The organism is Burkholderia sp. ABCPW 111, assembly GCF_000773065.1.
Lineage (GTDB): Bacteria > Pseudomonadota > Gammaproteobacteria > Burkholderiales > Burkholderiaceae > Burkholderia > Burkholderia savannae.
Window position 1 is genome coordinate 1 of record NZ_JPWT01000093.1, and the last position, 21,156, is coordinate 21,156.

15 protein-coding genes are annotated in these 21,156 nt (G+C 70.3%); 10 read left to right on the top strand and 5 right to left on the bottom strand.

The window, feature by feature from the left end; genetic code table 11:
* Nucleotides 1-623: 623 nt before the first annotated feature.
* Both X946_RS21650 and X946_RS36730 read right to left on the bottom strand, forming a co-directional pair.
* The gene (locus X946_RS21650) at nt 624-1,838 is read right to left on the bottom strand and encodes an MFS transporter (RefSeq protein WP_038751818.1); all 1,215 of its coding nucleotides are present in this window, start codon (nt 1,836-1,838) and stop codon (nt 624-626) included.
* A gap of 81 nt (nt 1,839-1,919) precedes the next feature.
* The gene (locus X946_RS36730) at nt 1,920-2,144 is read right to left on the bottom strand and encodes a hypothetical protein (protein WP_081989932.1); all 225 of its coding nucleotides are present in this window, start codon (nt 2,142-2,144) and stop codon (nt 1,920-1,922) included.
* On the opposite strand from X946_RS36730, the gene xdhA reads away from it, so the two are divergent.
* The 8 genes from xdhA (at nt 2,118) to X946_RS21690 (ending at nt 13,865) form a co-directional block, all read left to right on the top strand.
* A complete protein-coding gene (gene xdhA, locus X946_RS21655; RefSeq protein WP_038751821.1) occupies nt 2,118-3,635 on the top strand; it encodes a xanthine dehydrogenase small subunit in 1,518 nt (505 codons plus the stop codon). The genes X946_RS36730 and xdhA overlap by 27 nt on opposite strands.
* A gap of 30 nt (nt 3,636-3,665) precedes the next feature.
* Entirely contained in the window at nt 3,666-6,029 is a 2,364-nt protein-coding gene (gene xdhB / locus X946_RS21660; RefSeq protein WP_038751824.1) for a xanthine dehydrogenase molybdopterin binding subunit, read from the top strand.
* 295 nt (nt 6,030-6,324) lie between these two features.
* Nucleotides 6,325-7,110 carry a substrate-binding domain-containing protein gene (locus X946_RS21665; protein WP_038751888.1) on the top strand — a complete coding sequence of 262 codons (786 nt, stop codon included), beginning with the start codon at nt 6,325-6,327 and terminating at the stop codon, nt 7,108-7,110.
* Nucleotides 7,111-7,707: 597 nt separating this feature from the next.
* Nucleotides 7,708-8,112, top strand: a complete 405-nt coding sequence (locus X946_RS21670; protein ID WP_038751827.1) for a nuclear transport factor 2 family protein — start codon at nt 7,708-7,710, stop codon at nt 8,110-8,112.
* A 547-nt stretch (nt 8,113-8,659) separates the two neighbouring features.
* Nucleotides 8,660-10,936, top strand: a complete 2,277-nt coding sequence (locus X946_RS21675) for a TonB-dependent receptor (RefSeq protein ID WP_038751829.1) — start codon at nt 8,660-8,662, stop codon at nt 10,934-10,936.
* A 39-nt stretch (nt 10,937-10,975) separates the two neighbouring features.
* Nucleotides 10,976-11,767 (top strand): ABC transporter ATP-binding protein, encoded by a 792-nt coding sequence (locus tag X946_RS21680; RefSeq protein ID WP_038751832.1) that lies wholly within the window; start codon nt 10,976-10,978, stop codon nt 11,765-11,767.
* Nucleotides 11,761-12,789: an ABC transporter substrate-binding protein gene (locus X946_RS21685; protein WP_038751834.1), complete on the top strand. Its 1,029-nt coding sequence runs from the start codon at nt 11,761-11,763 to the stop codon at nt 12,787-12,789. Before X946_RS21680 ends, X946_RS21685 begins: the two co-directional genes overlap by 7 nt.
* A complete protein-coding gene (locus X946_RS21690; RefSeq protein WP_038751837.1) occupies nt 12,786-13,865 on the top strand; it encodes a FecCD family ABC transporter permease in 1,080 nt (359 codons plus the stop codon). The genes X946_RS21685 and X946_RS21690 overlap by 4 nt, the downstream gene beginning before the upstream one ends.
* A gap of 597 nt (nt 13,866-14,462) precedes the next feature.
* Here the strand turns inward: X946_RS21690 and X946_RS21695 are convergent.
* The 3 genes from X946_RS21695 to X946_RS21705 all read right to left on the bottom strand — a co-directional run bounded on the left by X946_RS21695 (nt 14,463) and on the right by X946_RS21705 (nt 17,662).
* Nucleotides 14,463-15,410 carry a LysR family transcriptional regulator gene (locus X946_RS21695; RefSeq protein WP_038751840.1) on the bottom strand — a complete coding sequence of 316 codons (948 nt, stop codon included), beginning with the start codon at nt 15,408-15,410 and terminating at the stop codon, nt 14,463-14,465.
* A 79-nt stretch (nt 15,411-15,489) separates the two neighbouring features.
* Nucleotides 15,490-16,128 (bottom strand): 2-hydroxychromene-2-carboxylate isomerase, encoded by a 639-nt coding sequence (locus X946_RS21700; RefSeq protein ID WP_038751842.1) that lies wholly within the window; start codon nt 16,126-16,128, stop codon nt 15,490-15,492.
* A 97-nt stretch (nt 16,129-16,225) separates the two neighbouring features.
* Nucleotides 16,226-17,662: a TAXI family TRAP transporter solute-binding subunit gene (locus X946_RS21705; RefSeq protein WP_038751845.1), complete on the bottom strand. Its 1,437-nt coding sequence runs from the start codon at nt 17,660-17,662 to the stop codon at nt 16,226-16,228.
* Nucleotides 17,663-18,100: 438 nt separating this feature from the next.
* Here X946_RS21705 and X946_RS21715 point away from each other — a divergent pair, with 438 nt between their 5' ends.
* Both X946_RS21715 and X946_RS21720 read left to right on the top strand, forming a co-directional pair.
* Nucleotides 18,101-18,469 carry a BON domain-containing protein gene (locus tag X946_RS21715; RefSeq protein WP_038751848.1) on the top strand — a complete coding sequence of 123 codons (369 nt, stop codon included), beginning with the start codon at nt 18,101-18,103 and terminating at the stop codon, nt 18,467-18,469.
* A 117-nt stretch (nt 18,470-18,586) separates the two neighbouring features.
* A complete protein-coding gene (locus X946_RS21720; RefSeq protein ID WP_038751850.1) occupies nt 18,587-20,686 on the top strand; it encodes a D-(-)-3-hydroxybutyrate oligomer hydrolase in 2,100 nt (699 codons plus the stop codon).
* The last annotated feature ends 470 nt before the right edge of the window (nt 20,687-21,156 follow it).

Sequence of the window (21,156 nt, forward strand, 5' to 3'; positions counted from 1 at the left end):
CGACCGCCGACCGCCGACCGCCGACCGCCGACCGCCGACCGCCGACCGCCAACCGCCAACCGCCAACCGCCAACCGCCAACCGCCAACCGCCAACCGCCAACCGCCAACCGCGATTGTCGCCAATCGCCCAACAACTAAACGCCAGTCGTTCAAGCCTGCCGACAGTCAGCGCGCCCACGGACGACCAGCCGCCGTCGATCGTTAATCGCCACTCAATCGCGAGCCTCTGGCAGGCTGTTGAAAAACTACTTTGAAGGGGGGGCTCGCAGACGGTTTCGCGGGTCGTCTACCTCTTCCCGAAGTTGCGCGAGCGGCTTGTAGAGCGTTTTACGAGGGCGGAAATTGTCAGCTGTAGTTCTCGCGAGAGAATTTCAATAGCCTGCTAGCCACCGGCCGCCGTTTCCATTCGATTCATCACTCGCGGGCGCGCTCGCGCATCGCGACGGGCCGACGCAGCGGCTAGGCCAACACCCCCCGGCGGCCCGCAAGCTCGCTTGCGCGAAGGCGCGATGGCCGCATGAAACAAAGCCGCCCGAGATGCGCGGGCGGCTTCTTGGTTTTCTCGCTCTATGGTCGAGTCGCGGCCGGCCATTCGTCCGGTCGAGCGCCGTGCGGCAGGCGTTCAGGCCGCCGCGCCGCTGCCGGACAAGCGCGCCTGCCGCTGATACAGCACCGTCGACAGCGCGACGCCCGCCGCCGCCGCGACGGCCGCGCACAGGAACACCTGCGGATAGCCGAACGCGCCCGCGACGTAGCCGGCGAGCGGCCCCGTGATCCCGAGCGACAGATCGAGGAACACCGAATACGCGGACAGCGCCGCGCCGCGGCTCGCGGGCGGCACGAGCGCGACCGCCTCGACGCCGAGCGCCGGGAAGATCAGCGCGAAGCCGAAGCCCGTCAGCGCCGCGCCGACGAGCGCGACGTGCGGCACGGGCGCGAGCCACAACATCAGCAGGCCCGCCGATTCGAACGCGAACGACACGATCGCGACGCGGAACCCGCCGTGCGTCTTGATCGTGTTCGCGAACAGCAGGCGCGCGCCGATGAAGAGCGTGCCGAACACGGTCAGCGACAGCGCCGCGTTCGGCCAGTGGCGCTCCGCGTAGTAGAGCGTGATGAACGTCGCGATCGAGCCGAAGCCGGCCGAGCCGAGCGCGAGGCCGAGGCCGTGCGGCAGCACGCGGGTGAACACGCTCGCGTACGACATCCGCTCGCCGTGCACGAGCGGCACGGGCGCGATCAGCCGGGCGAGGTAATAGCCGAGCGCCGCGAGCGCGATCACGAGCACGCCGAGCACGGCGGGAATCAGCGCATGCGAGATCGCGACACCGACGGGCGCGCCGATCGCGAGCGCGCCGTACGTCGCGATGCCGTTCCACGAGATCACCCGCGCGTTGTTCGCGGTGCCGACGCGGCCGATTCCCCACAGGATCGCGCCCGTGCCGACGAGGCTTTCCCCGACGCCGAGCACGAGCCGGCTCGCGACGAGCAGCGCGATGCTCGCGGCCGGCCAGCGCACGAATGCGAAGGCGGACAGCAGCAGCGCGCCGCTCGCGCCGCATGCGGCGAGCCCGCGCAGCACGGTGCGCTTCGGGCCGAGCGTGTCCGCGAAGCGTCCGGCGAGCGGCCGCGACGCGAGCGTCGCGAAGTACTGCACGCTGATCGCCGCGCCCGCGATGATCGCGGAAAAGCCGAGCTCGTCATGGACGAAGCCGGGCAGCACCGCGAGCGGCAGGCCGATCGTCAGGTAGCAGACGAACGTAAACGAAACGACGGAAACGATCTGCAGCGTCGTCGCGAACGCGCTGCGCGGGGAGGGGGCGGAATCGGCGGACATTGGGGGACGGAACGAAGACGCGCATCCATTTGATGCGAAAGCCGAATTTTTACATGGAACCGGTTTTCTTGCATGTACCGCTTAGTTAAACGGTGTGCAAAGCGGCATATCGTCGCAGCGATATAAGCCGCATGCGCGCTCGGCTATGGGTTCCGGAATTTGACGGTGATAGCGTGCGAAATATGACGAAGACGCCGACGGCGGCGGTGCGCGCGCCGCTTGAGCACGGCGCGCGCCGCCGCCGTCCGGGCGTGTCCCCATTTTCGAGAACGACGCAACATGAGTGAGCCGATCCGTTTCTACCATCGTCAGGCGATCCGCGAAATCGGCGGCGCGAACGTCACCCGCACGGTGCTTCAGTATCTGCGCGAGGACGCGCGTTGCACCGGCACGAAGGAAGGCTGCGCGGAAGGCGACTGCGGCGCGTGCACGGTCGTCGTCGGCGAACTGAACGACGCGGGCGGCGTCGATTTCAAGGCGGTCAACGCGTGCATCCAGTTCCTGCCGACGCTCGACGGCCGCGCGCTCTTCACGGTCGAGGATCTGCGCCAGCCGGACGGCACGCTGCATCCGGTGCAGGACGCGCTCGTCGAATGCCACGGCTCGCAGTGCGGCTTCTGCACGCCGGGCTTCGCGATGTCGATGTGGGCGCTGTACGAGACGCACGGGCACGAAGCGTCGCGCACGGGCCGGACGACGCCGTCGCGCGCCGAGATCGCCGACGCGCTGACGGGCAATCTGTGCCGTTGCACCGGCTACCGGCCGATCATCGACGCGGCCGTGCGGATGTTCGACGCACCGCCGCCGAAGGCGAGCGTCGACGTCGCCGCGCTCGCGCGCACGCTCGCGTCGCTGCGCCGCGACGACACGTTCCACTACGAGCACGCGGGCCAGTCGTTCGACGCGCCGCGCACGCTCGACGCGCTCGCGCGGCTGAAGGCCGACAAACCGGCCGCGCGCGTGCTAGCGGGCAGCACCGACGTCGGCCTGTGGGTGACCAAGCAGTTGCGCGAGCTGGGCGACGTGATCTACGTCGGCCAGGTGGGCGAGCTGCGCCGGATCGTCGAGCGCGACGAGTGGATCGAGATCGGCGCGGGCGCGACGGTGGAGGCCGCGTACGCGGCGCTCGCCGCGCACTACCCGGAACTGACGGAGATGTGGAAGCGCTTCGCGTCGCTGCCGATCCGCAACGCGGGCACGATGGGCGGCAACGTCGCGAACGGCTCGCCGATCGGCGATTCGATGCCCGGCCTCATCGCGCTCGGCGCGCGCGTCGTGCTGCGCGGCGGCGAGGCCGTGCGCGAGCTGCCGCTCGAGGATCTGTATCTCGGCTACCAGAAGACGGACATGGCCGGGCACGAGTTCGTCGCCGCGCTGAAGGTGCCGAAGCGCACCGGCGCGCGCGCGAACCTGCGCTTTCGCACGTATAAGGTGTCGAAGCGCTTCGATTCCGACATCTCGGCCGTTTGCGCGGCGTTCGCGTTCATCGCCGACGGCGACGCGATTCGCGCGCCGCGCGTCGCGTTCGGCGGGATGGCCGCGACGCCGAAGCGCGCGCCGCACGCGGAGCGCGCGCTCGAGAACGCCGTCTGGGACGAGGCCGCCGCGCTCGCCGCGATGCGCGCGCTCGAGAGCGACTATGCGCCGCTCACCGACATGCGCGCGACGAGCGCGTATCGGCTCGAGACCGCGAAGAACCTGCTGTACCGCTTCTGGCTGGAGACCCGCCCGCACGATCCGCTGCCCGCATCGGCCGTGAACGTGCGCGAAGTCGCCGCCGAGCCGGCCGCCTCCTGACCGATCGACGCCAAGCGGAGCCATCGCATCATGAACCAGCAAGCCGAACCCTTCCTGAGCGTCGCCGCCGACGCCGAGCGCGACGCGTTCAAGCAGGTCCACGTGTCGCGCCCGCACGAGTCCGCGCATCTGCACGTGAGCGGGCGCGCGACTTACACCGACGACATCCCGCTCGTCGCGGGCACGCTGCACGCGGCGCTCGGCCTGTCCGCGAAGCCGCACGCGCGGATCGTGTCGATGCGGCTCGACGCGGTGCGCGCGGCGGCGGGCGTCGTCGCGGTGCTGACCGCAGCCGATATTCCTGGCGCGAACGATTGCGGCCCGATCGTCCACGACGATCCGGTGCTTGCCGACGGCGTCGTCCAGTACGTCGGGCAGCCGATGTTCGTCGTCGCCGCGACGTCGCACGATGCGGCGCGTCGCGCCGCGCGTCTCGCGCAGATCGAATACGACGAGCTGCCGGCGATCCTGACCGCGCAGGCCGCGCGCGCGGCCGGCTCGTACGTGCTGCCGCCGATGAAGCTCGCGCGCGGCGACGCGGCCGCGCGGATCGCGCGCGCCGCGCATCGCGAGTCGGGCGAGATGACGCTCGGCGGCCAGGAGCAGTTCTATCTCGAAGGGCAGATCGCGTACGCGGTGCCGAAGGAGGACGGCGCGATGCAGGTCTACAGCTCGACGCAGCATCCGAGCGAGATGCAGCATCTCGTCGCGCGCGCGCTCGGGCTCGCGTCGCACGACGTGCTCGTCGAATGCCGGCGGATGGGCGGCGGCTTCGGCGGCAAGGAATCGCAATCGGGCCTGTTCGCGTGCTGCGCGGCGCTCGCCGCGTGGAAGCTGCAGTGCCCGGTGAAGCTGCGCCCCGATCGCGACGACGACATGATGATCACCGGCAAGCGCCACGACTTTCATTACCGCTACGACGTCGGCTACGACGATGCGGGCGTGATCGAAGGCGTCGCGGTCGACATGACGTCGCGCTGCGGCTTCTCCGCCGACCTGTCGGGGCCCGTGATGACGCGCGCGGTGTGCCACTTCGACAACGCGTACTGGCTGCCCGACGTGTCGATCGTCGGCCGCTGCGGGAAGACGAACACGCAGTCGAACACCGCGTTTCGCGGCTTCGGCGGCCCGCAGGGCGCGTTCGCGATCGAGTACGTCGTCGACAGCGTCGCGCGCGCGCTCGGCCGCGATCCGCTCGACGTGCGCCGCGCGAACCTGTACGGCAAGACCGAGCGCAACGTGACGCCTTACGGGCAGACGATCGAGGACAACGTGCTCCCCGAGCTGATCGCCGAGCTCGAGGCGACGAGCGCGTACCGCGAGCGCCGCGCGGCGACGCGCGCGTTCAACGCGGCGAGCCCGGTGCTGAAGAAGGGCATCGCGCTCACGCCGGTGAAGTTCGGCATCGCGTTCAACGTCACGCATTTCAACCAGGCGGGCGCGCTCGTCCACATCTACACCGACGGCTCGATTCTCGTGAACCACGGCGGCACCGAGATGGGCCAGGGGCTCAACACGAAGGTCGCGCAGGTCGTCGCGCACGAGCTCGGCGTCGGCTTCGCGCGGATTCGCGCGACGGCGACCGACACGAGCAAGGTCGCGAACACCTCGGCGACGGCCGCGTCGACGGGCTCCGATCTGAACGGTAAGGCCGCGCAGGACGCGGCGCGCCAATTGCGCGAGCGGCTCGCCGCGTTCGCGGCCGAGCGCTTCGGCGCCGGCGCGGCGAGCGCGGCCGACGTGCGCTTCGTGCACGACGAAGTGCGGGTGGGCGATGCGGCCGTGCCGTTCGAGGAAGTCGTCGCGCAGGCGTATCGCGCGCGCGTGCAGCTCTGGTCGGACGGCTTCTACGCGACGCCGAAGCTGCACTGGGATCAGGCGGCGCTGCGCGGGCGGCCGTTCTTCTACTACGCGTACGGCGCGGCGGTGTCGGAAGTCGTCGTCGACACGCTGACGGGCGAGATGCGCGTGCTGCGCGCGGATGTGCTGCACGACGTCGGCGCGTCGCTGAATCCGGCGCTCGATATCGGGCAGGTCGAAGGCGCGTTCATCCAGGGAATGGGGTGGCTCACGACCGAGGAGCTGTGGTGGAGCGACGGCGGCGAGCTGAAGACGCACGCGCCGTCGACATACAAGATTCCGACCGTCAACGATTGTCCGCCGGATTTCCGTGTGAGGCTGTTCGACAACCGCAACGCGGAGGACAGCATCCACCGGTCGAAGGCGGTAGGCGAGCCGCCGCTCTTGCTGCCGTTCTCGGTGTTTTTCGCGATCCGCGACGCGATTGCGGCGCTCGGCGAGTACGCGATCAATCCGCCGCTCGCCGCGCCCGCGACGGGCGAGTCGATCCTGCGCGCGGCGCAGGCGGTGCGCGCGGCGCGGGCGGGAGCGTGACGCGCGGCGATTGCGCGGCGGCGTGAGCGGGCATCGCGCGTCGGCGCGCACGAGGCGCGCGGTGTGACGATCGCCGCATCGCATTGCGTCGCATCGCATTTCACTGCATTGCATCGAATCGCATCAGACCGAATCGCGCCGAAGCCGCCCCTTTCGCGTGTGTTGCGCGAATGCGAGCGGCAACGGCGCGCCGTCGCCGGCCGATCCGTACAAACCAGCGCTATTCAGCGAAACCGGTTTCCGCGAAGATGACCGTCGCTTCCCATCCGACGATCGCCCGAACACGAAGACAACGATGAGACACGCCCTGACGAAGCAGATCGGCGTCGCGCTGCTGGCTGCGGCCGCCGCCGCGCTCGCGCAAGCGCATGCAGCCGAGCTGCACGTGATGAATTCCGGCGGCTTCACCGCCGCGTACAAATTGCTCGCGCCGAAGTTCGAGGCGTCGACGGGCAACACGCTCGACATCGCCTATGGCCCGTCGATGGGCGCGACGCCCGAAGCGATCCCGAACCGGCTCGCGCGCGGCGAACCGGCCGACGTCGTGATCATGGTCGGCTACGCGCTCGACACGCTGATTCGCGAAGGCAAGGTCGATCCGGCCTCGCGCGTCGAGCTCGCCGATTCGCGGATCGGCGCGGTCGTGCGCGCGGGCGAGCCGGTGCCGGACATCGGCTCGCCCGACGCGCTGAAGGCCGCGCTGCTGCAGGCGAAGTCGGTCGCGTATTCGGACAGCGCGAGCGGCGTCTACATCGGGAACGAGCTGTTCAAGCGGCTCGGCGTCGAGGCCGAGGTCAGGCCGAAGGCGACGATGGTGCCGCGCATTCCGGTTGCGTCGAAGGTGGCCGACGGCACCTACGCGCTCGGCTTCCAGCAGGTGAGCGAACTGCTGCCGGTGCAGGGCGTGACGTTTGTCGGCAAGATTCCGGAGGCGCTGCAATCGGTCACGCGGTTCGCGGGCGGGATTCCGGTCGGCGCGAACCATCCGCGCGAGGCGCGCGCGTTGCTCGATTACCTGGCGTCGCCCGCGTCGGCCGACGACGTGCGCAAGACGGGCCTCGATCCGGTTCCGGCGCGCTGAGCCGCTGCGTCGCGGGCCGCGATGGCGCGGGTCTTGCGGCGGCGCGCTCGATATCTCTCGTTCCCGCTTTGACGCATCGGCGTGGAGCCGTGCCCGTTGCGACGTCGCGCGTCTTGCAGCGGCGTGGGCATGCGCTGGCCCCAACGGACGCAGATGGAGTGCCTGCGATCGAGCGCGGCGCGTCGATTCGCGGCGCGCTCGATATCTCTCGATCCGGTTTTGGCGCGTCGACGTGGAGCGCCACCGTTTGCGATGTCGAATTTCGTGCAGCGGCGCAGACACGCGTCGGCCGCCCGGCGTGCTGATCGGGGGTGGAATGTCGCGGGCGCTCGAGTCGACTGTCGGCGTTCGGTCGTGCGCGCGATCGCACCCAAGCGCATCGGCGCGTTGCGCCTTCGAGCGCGAACGGCATGTTTGCGGAAAAGTCCGCACATTGGCACGCGACATGCGCGTGCCGAGCAGCACACGCGGGAAACCAGCGTTCGTTGCCATTGAAAATAGCCGACGCGTGGATCGCATCGAATGCGCGCGCCGCGCGCATCGCGTAGACTCGCGGATTCGCGCGCCATGTGTCGCGCGCCTTGACGAGAGAAGCCCATGCAAGCGCATCAACCGTATTTCGATGAAGTCGTCGCCGGCTGCGACGCGATCGGCGGCTGGCTGTCGGGCGACGTATCCGGGCCCGAGGCGCTCGACGCGCTGATGGCGCGCTTCGCGCCGCACTTCACGATGATCGGCACCGACGGTAACGTCTACGATCACGCGGCCATGCGCGCGCTGTTCGCGCGGCTCGCCGGCCGCAAGCCCGGCTTGAAGATCACGTTTTCGGAGATGCGCGCGCTCGCGGCGGAGTCGACGCACGGCGTCGTCAGCTACTGCGAGTATCAGACGGACGCGACGGGCGAGTTGCCGACGCGCCGCTCGACCGTCGTGTTCGAGCGCGATTCGCAGACGGGCGCGGTGCGCTGGACGCATTTGCAGGAAACCTTCTGCGCGAAGTGAGCGCGTGCGGGCCGGCACGCGCGCCTGCAGCATGCAGGCGGCATGTCGTCGAACGCTTTGTTCCGTGATCGGCATGTGTCGGTCCGGATCGCTCGCGCGGACGTCGGGCGGGCTCGTGATGTGCCGATCGCGGTCGAATGTATCGTCCGCGCCGATTCCGACGGTTCTCCCGGTTCTCCCGATTCCTCGATTCCTCGATTCCTCGATTCCTCGACCTCGATCCCCGTGCAAAAGTAGGATGATATGTTATATCATCGTCCCCGCCGTGTAGGCGAACCGCAAGCAATCGCGATCGCGCGACGCGCGCGTCGCCTGCACACAAGCGCGCGTGCGCGACGCCGATGCGGCGGGGCCGTCGTCCCTGCCGCCGATCGACGGCGTCGAGTCGCCCGCGCGATGCCGATCAAGGTTGCGGGAGTCGACGAGCAGTGAACGTAGCGAAACAGGCGGGGCGCATCCGGGACCGCGAAACGGGGGCGACAGCGGGGACGACAGCGGGGCGCACGATGCGCGCCCCGGCATCGATGACGGCCGAGGCGGTTCGCCGATGAGCCGGATTCCACACGCGCCGTCGCGTTGCCGCGCGTTGCGCCGGACGCCCGCAGCGGCCGGCGCGCGCACCGCCCACGCCGCCCACGCCGTGCATTGTGACCAGGCGGCCTGCGCCGATCCGTCACGGCGCAGCACGACTATCGAGCGCTGCGTGACGGCGCTCGCGTGCGCGATGACGGCGTCCGGCGCGCTCGCCGCCGACGCGGACCCGGCCGAGCCCGCGCGCGAAAGCCATCGCGAACTGCCGACCGTGCACGTGACGAGCGGCGCGCCGCACGCGCCGCCGGCGCTGTCCACGCCGCTTTCGGCAGGCTCGCGTCTGAAGCTCGCGAGCCTCGACACGCCCGCGAGCGTCGAGGCGATCACGTCCGAGCAGATCGCCGCGCGCGGCGATCGCACGATCGTCGACGCCGTCACGCGCGCGGCGGGCTTCAGCACGGCCGCGGCGCCCGGCAACGGCGGCACCGCGCTCAGCGTGCGCGGCTTCGCGGGGCAGGAATCGGTGACGACGCTCGTCGACGGCGTGCGCCTCTATCCGGCCGCGGGCACGGCCACGTTCCCGTTCTCGACGTGGTCCGCCGAGCGGATCGAGGTGCTGCGCGGGCCCGCGTCCGTGCTGTACGGCGAAGGGGCGATCGGCGGCGTCGTCGACGTCGTGACGAAGCGCCCGAGCCGCGAGCGTTCGACGACGCTGCAGGCGGGCATCGGCACGCAAGGCGGCAAGCGCGTCGCGTTCGACACGACGGGCGCGCTCGGTTCGCATCTTGCCTATCGTTTCCACCTGAGCGACGAGCGCACGCGCGGTTTCGTCGATCGCGGCGACGCGCACACGACGGCCGTCGGCGGCGCGCTGAAGCTCGACGTCGACCCGCGTCTGTCGATCGCGCTCGATTTCGATTACGGCCGCCAGAAGCCCGCGACCTATTTCGGCGCGCCGGTGACGAACGGCGTACTCGATCGCGCGCTGCGCGAGCGCAACTACAACGTCGGCGACGCGACGATCGCCTATCACGACACGTGGACGCGGCTCGCCGCGACGTATCGCGCGGGCAACGGCGTGACGCTCGACGGCCAGCTCTATTACCTCGCGACGCGCCGCCATTGGCGCGACGCGGAATCGTACGCGCTCGACGCGGCGTCGCGCACCGTCGCGCGCGGCGACTATCTCGAGATCTTCCATCGCGAGCGGCAGTTCGGCGAGCGGCTCACGGCGCGCATCGACTCGCGCGTGCTCGGCCGGGCGAACCGGCTCGTGATCGGCGTCGAGTTCAACCAGATCGCGTTCGACGGCGCGAACAATTCGCCGTATCGCGGCGCATCGACGGTCGATGCATACGGCTTCGATCCCGGCGCGTTCGCGAGCCCCGATCCGACGCTGCCGCGCTTTCGCACGCGCACGCGCCAGGCGGCGGCGTTCGTCGAGAACCGGCTCGAAGTGCTGCCGCGGCTCGCGTGGGTGAGCGGGCTGCGCTACGACCATCTGTCGTTGCGACGCGACGATCTGATCGCGGGCGGCACGTTCGACAAGACCTTCGCGCACACCGGCTGGCGCAGCGGGCTCGTCTACGAGATCACGCCGAGCCTCGCCGCGTACGCGCAATACACGACGGGCGCGGAGGGCGTCGGCTCGCTCGTCACGCTGTCGGCGTCGCAGGCGAACTACACGCTCGCGACCGGCCGCCAGTGGGAAGCGGGCGTCAAGCACGAGATCGCGGAGAGCCGCGCGTACTGGACGCTCGCCGTGTACGACATCGTCAAGCGCGGTCTCGTCAGCACCGATGTGCTCAATCCGGCGCGTGCGCAGCAGGTCGGCCGCCAGTCGTCGCGCGGGGTCGAGCTCGCGGGCGGCGTGCGGCTGCCGGGTGGCGTGACGATCGATGCGAACGCGGCATGGCTGCGCGCGCGCTACGACGATTTCAGTCAGCGCACAGGCGATGCGGCCGTGCAGCGCGCGGGCAACGTGCCGCACGACATCCCGCAGCAGAGCGCGAACCTGTGGATCGGCTGGGCGTTCGCGCCCGGCTGGCAAGCGAACGCGGGCGTGCGCTACGTCGGCCGCCGCTACGGCGACGACGCGAACCTCGTGCCGGTGCCGTCGTACACGGTGTTCGACGCGTCGCTCGCGTGGCAGGCGACGCGCGACGTCGACGTCGCGCTCTATGCGCGCAATCTCGCGAACCGAACGTACGCGGCGTCGACGTCGAACGGCGGCGCGCAATGGCTGCTCGGGCCGTCGCGTTCGGCCGAGCTCGTCGCGACGCTGCGCTTCTAGCGCGCCGCCCATCCTGACGACCCTCGACGAGGCCCGCCCATGTCCGCGACACTCGACATCGAATGCCTGAGCTGGTCGCCGCCGGGCGCGCCCGGCGTGCTGCGGGAACTGTCGCTGACCGTGCGCGCGGGCGAGCTCGCGGGCCTCATCGGCCCGAACGGCAGCGGCAAGACGAGCGTGATGCGTTGCGCGTTCCGCTTCGCACGGCCGCAGGCGGGCACGGTGACGCTCGACGCGCAGGACGTGTGGCGCGCGTCGCCGCGCTGGAGCGCGCAGCGAATCGCGGTGCTGCAGCAGGAAGCGCCCGACGATTTCGGGCTGACGGTCGAGGAAGTCGCGCGGATGGGCCGCACGCCGCACAAGCGCCTGTTCGATGCGGACACCGCGGACGACGCGCGCATCGTCGAAGCCGCGCTGCGCGACGTCGATCTGTGGACGCGGCGCGAGCGGCGCTTCGCGTCGCTGTCGGGCGGCGAGAAGCAGCGCGCGCTGCTCGCGCGCGCGCTCGTCCAGCAGCCGGCGCTGCTGCTGCTCGACGAGCCGACCAACCATCTCGACGTGCGCCATCAGCTCGAATTGCTCGCGCGCGTGCGCGCGCTGCGCGTGACGACGCTCGCGACGATCCACGACCTGAATCTCGCCGCCGCGTATTGCGACCGGCTGCACGTGCTGGCGGGCGGGCGCATCGTCGCGAGCGGCGCGCCCGCCGACGTGCTGACGCGCGCGCTCATTGCCGGCGTGTTCGGCGTCGATGCGATCGTCGACGCGCACCCGGTGTCGGGGCGCCCGCGGGTCACGCTGATCTATCCGGAGGATGCCGAACGATGTTGAAACGAAGCGCTGCTTCGCCCGGCGCGGCGCGCGCGCACGCCGCCCGCACGCTGTCGTTCGCGACGGCCGCGATGATCGCCGCCGCTGCGACGACGGGCGATGCGATCGCCTTTCCGGTGACGGTGCGCAGCTGCGATCGCGACGTGACGTTCGAGCGCGCGCCCGCGCGCGCCGTGAGCAACGACGCGAACCTGACCGAGATGATGATCGCGCTCGGCCTGAAGGGCCGGATGGCGGGCTACACCGGCATCGCCGGCTGGAAGACCGGCAATGCGCGGCTGCGCGCGGCGCTCGCGGGCGTGCCCGAGCTCGCGACGCACTATCCGTCGCTCGAGGCGCTTATCGACGCGCGCGCGGATTTCTACTTCGCCGGCTGGGGCTACGGGATGAATCCGGGCGGCCCGGTCACGCCCGCGTCGCTCGAACGGTTCGGCATCCGAACGTATGAGCTGAGCGAGTCGTGCTCGGACGTGATGCGCCGGCCGCCCGCGTCGTTCGACGACGTCTATCGCGATCTGACGAACCTCGGCCGGATCTTCGGCGTCGACGCGCGCGCGGCGCAGGTCGTCGGCGCGATGCGCGCGCGCATCGACGCGGTGCGCCGCGCGCTCGCGGGCGCGGCGCGCGGAAAGGCGCCGCCGCGCGTGTTCGTCTACGACAGCGGCACCGACAAGCCGCTGACGGCCGGCGCGCTCGCGATGCCGAACGCGCTGATCGCGGCGGCGGGCGGACGCAACGTGATGGACGACGTGCCGCGCAGCTGGACGCAGGTCGGCTGGGAGAGCGTCGTCGCGCGCAATCCGCAGGCGATCGTGATCGTCGACTATTCGGCGGTGACGGCCGAGCAGAAGAAGCGGTTCCTGCTGAGCCAGCCGGCGCTCGCGCAAGTGGACGCGATACGCGCGCGCCGCTTCATCGTGATTCCGTACGATGCGGCGACGCCCGGCGTCGAGAACGCGACGGCCGTCGAGACGATCGCGCGCGGCCTGCATCCGGACGCGTTCGCGAGGGCGGCGCGATGAGCGACGCGACGATCGTCGATGCATCGCATGGGTCTGCCGCATCGAGCGGCCGCCGATGGCGCGCGCGGCTCGTGCTGCCCGCGCTCGCGGCGCTCGTCGCGAGCTCGATCGTCGCCGCGGTCGCGCTCGGCGCGACACCGATCGCGCCGGCGCGCGTCGTCGCGATCGTCGCCGCGCACGTGGCCGATCTGCTGCGCATCGATGCGCTCGCGCCGCACGGCGCGTCGATCGCCGAAGACAGCATCGTCTGGCAGATCCGGCTGCCGCGCGCGCTGCTCGCGGCGCTCGTCGGCGCGACGCTCGCGATGGTCGGCGTCGCGTTGCAGGCGGCGACCGCGAACCGGCTCGCCGATCCGCATCTGCTCGGCGTGAGCTCGGGCGCGATGCTCGGCGCGGTCGCGGCGACGCTCGGCTTCGGCGCGGCGTTCGGGCCGCTCACGCTGTCGTTCGCGGCGTTCGCGGGCGCGCTCGCCGCAACCGCGCTCGTGATCGCGCTCGCGTACCGGCGCGGCCGGCTCGAATCGGATCGCCTGCTGCTCGCGGGCATCGCGGTGTCGTTCGTGATGACCGCGGTCGCGAACCTGCTGCTGTATCTCGGCGATCCGCGCGCCGCGTCGTCGGTGCTGTTCTGGATGCTGGGCGGCGTCGGGCTCGCGCGCTGGGATCTGCTCGGCGCGCCCGCGTGCTGCGCGGCGCTCGCGGCGCTGCTGCTGTTCGCGCGTCGCCGCGAGCTGAACGCGCTGATGTCCGGCGACGTCGCGGCGGCCTCGCTCGGCGTGTCCGTCGCGCGGATGCGCCGCGAAGTGTTCGTGATCGCGTCGTTCGCGACGGGCGCGATGGTCGCCGTGAGCGGCGCGATCGGCTTCGTCGGGCTCGTGACGCCGCATCTGTGCCGGCGTCTCGTCGGCGCGGAGCACGGGCGGCTGCTGCCCGTCGCGGGGCTGAGCGGCGCGGCGCTGCTCGTGTGGGCCGACGTCGCCGCGCGCACGCTCGCCGCGCCGGAGGATCTGCCGATCGGGATCGTCACCGCGGCGCTCGGCAGTGCGTTTTTCATCGCGCTGATGCGGCGGCGGTGAGCGAAGGCGTAGGCGAAGGCGTGGGCGCATGGGGCCGCGAATCGACGATTCGCGGTTCGGCGGGGAAGGCACGAAATTCAGTATATGAGGTCGCGACAAGATGCGAGAAGGTCACGATAAGGTCGCGACAAACCCCTCATTGCTTGCTGGGCGGCGTCGAGTGCGCGCTGCGATTGGTGCGCGCTGGGATTGGCTCGGCGTGCCCGTGCGCGGAGCGGCGTTCGCGGTGCGGCTCCTCTTCGCGCATCGCCGCGGGCCGACCGCGCCGACGTTGGCAGACGTTGCCGCTGCGCTCAGCGGAGCGCTCTTCATCGCGCTGATTCGGCGGTGCGTGCGCGGTGCGATGGCGCGGGCGAGGGCCTTCGACGGATGCGTGCGCGACGTATCCGCGGGGCGTGCATCGTGTCGATGCGATGCGGCCTGGCCCGGCCCGGCCGCTTGTCGGCGTTTCGCTCTGCGATGCATTCGTTGGCGAACGAGCGACGCGCGGAGTAACCATCGACGGCTCGATACCGACGCCGACGCCGACGCGAATGCCGATACCGATACCGACGGCGTCGCGCATCACGCTCGCGCGGCACATTCGCCGCCGGCTCCTTACCGCCGCTTTCCCCGTACCGTCAACGCCGCCGACACATCGTCCATCAGCGCGCTCAGCCAATCGACGTCGGTTGGCCGATCGGGCGCCGGATGCCGGAGCTGATAGCAGCGAATGCGCGGAAACGGCACGGGCGGCTCGGCGACGACGAGCGGCAGCAGTTGCGCGTAATGGATCGCGAAGCGGCGCGTCGTCGTGAAGATCAGGTCCGACTGCAGCAGCACCTGCGGCACGAGCCCGAAGTACGGCAGCGTCGCGACGACGCGCCGCGCGATCTCCGCACGCGCGAGGCCGATCTCGATCGCGTTGTGCCGCGCGCCGATGTACGGCGCGGGCGCGAGATGCGCGGCGTTCGCGTACGCGTCGCGCGTGAGCGGCGCGCGCGCGAGCGGATGGTCGCGCCGCATCAGGCAGACGACGGAGTCCGAGAACAGATCGGTGCGCACGAAGCGCGGATCGGGCTTCGGCCAGTTGCCGATCACGAGATCGAGCGCGCCCGCATCGAGCGCGGCGGCGTGATCGAGCGACGGATTCAGCGAATCGATTTCGAGCCGCGCGTGCGGCGCCGCCGCGCGAAAGCGCGCGATCAGCGTCGGCATGAAGAAGTCGTTCAGGTAATCCGGCGCGGCGATCCGGAACGTGCGGCGCGCGGTGTCCGGATCGAACGGGCCGTGCGGCGTCGCGACGAAGTCGATGTCGTGCAGCGCGCGCTCGGCGGCGCCGAGGAGCGACGCGCCGTACTCGGTCGGCACCATGCCCGTCTTGCCGCGCACGAGGAGCGGATCGCCGAGCGCGTCGCGCAGCTTGCGCAGCGCGGCGCTCACCGCGGGCTGGGTCTGGTTCAGGCGCAGCGCGGCCTGCGTCACGCTGCGCTCGACGAGCAGCGTGCGCAGCACGCGCACGAGCCACACGTCGAGCGACGCGGCGGGGTCTTGATCCGGTTGCATCTGCGGCGGGGAAGGCGGCATCAGGCGCAGGCGCAGGCGCGGCGCATCGCGCGGCCGCGGCGCGGCAAGCGGGGCGACGTCATGCGAATCCGGACGGCAGCGCGCTGATTCGTCTCACTTCGTCCGATTCGAGCCAGCTCGGCGTGCGCGCGCAGTAGAGTACCATCGGCAGCGCGTCCTCGCCCCAGAAGAGCTGGCGGTTCAGCCAGAAGGTCGGCACGCCGAACACGCCGAGGCTGATCGCGTCCTCGGTGTTGCGGCGCAACTGCGCGAGCGTTTCGTCGGACGTGATGCGGTCGTCGTCGTGCGCGATGCCGACGCGGCCGCACAGCTCGGCGAAATTGTCGGGCGCCGTCGGGTCGCGCCCCTCGCGCCAGACGAAGCGGAAGATCTCGCGGATCGCGTGGACGTCCGAATCGAGCGCGATCGCGAGCAGCAGCAGGCGCGTCGAATCGAACGGATGCGCGGGCGGCATCCTGAACGGGATGCCGAGCTGCTCCGCGCGAAAGAGCGCGTGCCGATAGGTGAAGACGCGCTTCGCGGGCACGTCGGACGCGGGGCGGTGGCCCCAGCGGCGATGCATTTCGGCGAGCGCCACCGGCGTGAGCGCGAACGCGATGCCGGGCCACTTGCCGTGCTGCTCCAGCAGCAGATACGAGAACGGCGACAGGAAGTCGTAGAACCATATCGGCTGGGAGGCGTCGAGGCCGACGGTCATGGAGAGTCTCCTGAGGAAAAGGACGCAACGCGCGGCCCCATTGTTCAATGTTACGCGGCGGCGCGGGCAAATGCAGCCGCCGCGACGGAATTTCGGCTCAAGCGCCGGTTGACGGAGGCGGGCTGCCGGCGGGCCTTGGCTGCGTTTGCGTTCGCGCGTCCGGCGCGGCGGGCGACGGCGTCTCGTGTTCGCGCGCGAGCAGCCGCTCGCGGACGAAGCCGATATGCTCGCGCAGCACGTAGAACTGGCCGGCGTACGCGAGCGGCATCTTCATCCGGTTGACCGATTCCTCGACGTCGTCGAGCTTGTCGAGCAGCTCGATGCGCTCCTGCGCGGTGTGCTCGCCGAGCGCGTTGCGCTCGAGCGCGATGAGCGCGCCGTACCAGCGGTAGATCCGCGAGCGCACGCGCCAGCCGTACAGCGCCGGCACGAGCCGCAGCCCCGGAATCAGCACGACGATGAGCGGCACGACGATGAAGAGCAGCCGGTCGACGAGGCTCGCGACCCAGAACGGCAGCTTCCGGTACAGGAACGTCTTGCCGGACTTGTAGTAGCGCGCGGCGTCGTCGGACAGCGGAAAGCTGCTGTGCGTGACGGAGGACGGGAACTCGCCCGCGCGCTGCAGGATCGTCGCGTGGCCGTGCACTTCGCGCGCGGCCTCGATGAGCAGGTCCGACAGCGCCGGATGCAGCGTGTCGCGCGCGATCAGCTCGACGGTCGGCGACAGCGTGTGGATGTCCGACGGCGGCAGGTTCGTGCCCGGATCGTAGACGCCCATCGGCAGCGTGATGTCGGTCAGGTACGGGAAGCGCCGCGTGTACGCCTCGGCCTGCGTAAACGAATAGAAATGCACGCCGGGCGCGCGGAACAGCTTCGCCATCACCGGAATCTGCGTCGAGTCGCCGGACAGGAACGCGGCGTCGATCCTGCCTTCGGTCAGCGCGCGCGCCGCGTCCTCGCCCGCGAGCGGCAGCAGCTCGGTCGAGCCGCCCGGCGCGATGCCGTTCATCTTCAGCAGCGCGAGGCCGAGCTCGTGCGCGCCCGCGCCCTCGGCTCCGAGCGCGAGCCGCTTGCCCTTGAACTGCGACAGCCGCTCGATCACGGGCCCGCGATAGAAGATCGCGAGCGGCACGTAGCCGACGCTGCCGAGCGACACGAGATTCTCCTGCTTCTCCTTCTGCTCGATGCCGCTCTGGACGAAGCCGACGTCGACCTTCTGCGCCGGGTCCGACAGCCGCGCGAGATTTTCGGCCGAGCCTTCGGATTCGAGCACGTCGAGCGTCACGCCGTTCTTCGCGAGGATCTGCTTGTAGCGCTGCGCGGCGCGCCAGTTCGTGCTGCCGGGCGGGCCGGCCGAGATCGCGAGCGACGTCGGCGGCGCGGGCTGGATCAGCGCGATCGCGAGCCAGATCGCGGCGATCGACAGTGCGACGGTCGGTCCGATCGACATCGCGAGATCGCGCCACGACACCGCGACGAAACGGGCGACGATGCGGTGCGGCCGATGACGGCGGCGAGGTTGGTCTGGCTTCATGAGACTGACGGCTGGCGGTCTGTTCGCGGCGATGGTACCCGAGTTCGGCGGCTCTGCGGCGGCGCGCTGCGTCGCGCCGCGGCAAGAGAACTTGGCGCGCACGCGGACTGTGGATTACATTGTGCAGGGTGCCCGGGCGCGTGTTCATCTGTCGAACGCGTGCCCGGGCGCCGGCCGATGCGGCCGCATGCGCCGCAACGGCCGCGCCCGTCGTCGCGCAGCGTTCCGGCGCGGCGGCGCGGCGAGGCGCGCAGCGGACGGGTTCCGATCCGCCGCGCGCCGGTTCGCATCCGGCCCGATTCCCGGCCGGCGCACGTCCCGCATCATCTCGCGCAGCCGACGTGCGGCGTCGCGCGACGCCGCATCGCGGTCCGCTCGCGGACCGAGCATCGCCTGCTGTCGCGGTTCCCGTCGAAACCATCAGAATCAGGAGAACGCATGAAATCGATCGTATCGAAGGCTGTCGCAGGCATGATCGTCGCGGCGCTCGCGTGCGGCAACGCATTTGGGCAGGCGAGCGAGCCCGCCGCGGCGGCGAGCGAGCCCGCCGCCGCGACGAACGCGTCGAAGGCGGCCGCGAAGACCGCGCGCAAATCGAACCGCAAGCTCGGCTACGCGGTGCGCAAGGCGATCTCGAAGGTGAACGGCGTGAACGTGTCGAACATCACGGTGCGCGCGAAGGGCGGCGTCGTGACGCTCGAGGGATCGGTGCCGGATGCGTCGCAGATCGACAAGGCGGTCGAGGCCGCGAAAGGCGTGACGGGCGTCGCGTCGGTCAACAACAAGCTGTCCGTTCAGCCGCAGTGACGGCGATGCGCGGGCGGCGTCGCTGCGCCGCCCGCCCGCCGTGCGCGCCGGCCCGGCTCGGCGCGCGCCGCTCGACGATCGGGCGGCTAGAACCAATCAAGCTGACTAGGGGCAACAATGACGACGATCAGGGGCGGATCGAAGCGCGCGTCGATGCTGGCGCTCGCGCTCTTCGGCAGCGTGCTGCTCGGCGCATGCCACGGCGACGATAACGCACAGGTGAACGTGCTGCCCGGCTTCGTTTCGGGCAGCGTGCGCACCACGGCCTTCGACGGCGTCAGCGACGATCTGCTGACGGCCGGCCTCGGCAAGACGGGCTTGGGCGGCGACACGCGGCCCGGCTTCGCGAATCCGGCGCAGCCGACGGCGGCGGAGCTGCGGCGTCTCGCGATCTACTCGAACTACCGCGCGCTCGTCGACGTCACGCCGAACGGCGGCTACGGGCGCTTCTGGGGGCCGAACGTCGATCTCGCCGGCAACGACACGCTCGGCGAAGGCAAGATCGCCGGCACCGAATATCTCGCGTACTCCGACGACGGCACCGGCCGCAAGAACGTCACGCTGCTCGTGCAGGTGCCGGCGAGCTTCGATCCGGCGAATCCGTGCATCGTGACGGCGACGGCGTCGGGCTCGCGCGGCGTCTACGGCGCGATCGCGTCGGCGGGCGAATGGGGCTTGAAGCGCGGCTGCGCGGTCGCGTACAACGACAAGGGCGGCGGCAACGGCGCGCACGAGATCGGCACGGGCCTCGTCACGCTGATCGACGGCACGCTCGCGAGCGCGGCGAGCGCCGGCAGCGCGAGCCTCTTCACCGCGAGCGAGTCGAGCGGCGCGCTCGCTTCGTTCAACAGCGCGTTTCCGAATCGCTACGCGTACAAGCACGCGCATTCTCAGCAGAACCCGGAGCAGGACTGGGGGCGCGTGACGCTGCAGGCGGTCGAGTTCGCGTACTGGGCGCTGAACCAGCAGTTCGGGCCCGTCGTCGAAGGCACGCGCCGCGGCATCCGCTACCGCCCGGGCGACATCACGACGATCGCCGCGTCGGTCAGCAACGGCGGCGGCGCGGCGCTCGCGGCGGCCGAGCAGGATACGCGCGGCTGGATCACCGCGGTCGTCGTCGGCGAGCCGCAGATCAACGTGCGCCTGAGCTCCGGCGTGACGGTCGAGCAGGGCGGCGTGCCCGTGCCGTCGTTCGGCCGGCCGCTCGCCGATTACGCGACGCTCGCGAACCTGCTGCAGCCGTGCGCGGCCGCGGCGCCCGCCGCGACGGGCGCGCCTTATCTCAGCGCGCTGCCGACGGGCGTCACGCAGTCGATCCGCATCCAGCGCTGCGCGACGCTCGCCGCGGCCGGGCTCGTGTCGGGCGCGGATACGCAGAGCCAGGCGAACGACGCGCTCGCGCAGCTTCACGCGGCCGGCTATCTCGCTGACTCGGACCTGCTGCAGGCGCCGATGTGGGATTCGCAGGCGACGCCGGCGATCGCGGTCACGTACGCGAACGCGTACACGCGCTCGCGCGTCAGCGACAACCTGTGCAACTTCAGTTTCGCGACGACGAACCCGGCGACGGGCGCCGTCGCCGCGCCCGCCACGTCGCCGATGACGAACCTGTTCGGCGCGGGCAACGGCGTGCCGCCGACGAACGGCATCAATCTCGTGTTCAACGGCGCGTCGGGCGGCGTCGACCACCGGCTCGCGACGCCGGACGCGAGCTTCGCGGGCGCGTTTTGCCTGCGTCAGCTCTGGAGCGCGAACCAGCTCGGCATCGGCGCGAACGTCGACGCGGTGCGCGTGAACGCGAACCTGCAGCACAAGCCGGCGATCATCGTGCACGGCCGCAGCGACGCGCTCGTGCCCGTCAACCACGCGTCGCGCGCGTATGTCGCGCAGAACAGCGCGACCGAGGGCAACGCGAGCCAGCTGTCGTTCTACGAAGTGACGAACGGCCAGCATTTCGACGCGTTCCTGCCCGTGCCCGGCTTCGACACGCGCTTCGTGCCCGTTCACTACTACGACGAGCAGGCGCTCAACCTGATGTGGAACCACCTGAAGAACGGCGCGCCGCTGCCGCCGTCGCAGGTGATTCGCACGGTGCCGCGCGGCGGCGTGCCGGGGGCCGCGCCCGCGCTGTCGACGGCGAATCTGCCACCCATCGTCCAGTCGCCCGGCGCGAACGCGATCACGGTGAGCGCGGGGGCGATCGACGTGCCGCTCTGACGCGGCGTCGCACGCACCTGATTGCCCGCGACGGCCGGCCCGCACGCACGTGCGGCCGGCCGTTTTTCATTGGCGAACCGCATCGGCCGGATCGCCGCGATTCGTCATTTTTCCTGTAACAAATTCTTACTTTACGTTGCAGACCGGCGCTTCTAATATGCGCCGATATTTGCTCATATTTTTAAAAATTACATGTGACTAATATATTTCTGTTTCATTAATTAATCCTTTCTGGAATATTTTTCGGTCCTCGAAAAATCGGATTCCGTTGGCGGATGATGATTAATCGAAAATCGGGTGGGGATTATTTTTTGTAAAAGAACAATGCCCGTGGCCGCTTGGCTGCTGGCAGGGGGCGGGCTTGTCTGCTCGGAACGCAGGGGGCGTCCCGCGCGGTCGGCATTTCGATTGCCGATTTTATTCTGGAGTTGATTCCAGTGCGTCGAACCGGAAATTCGAGCGGGTAAATA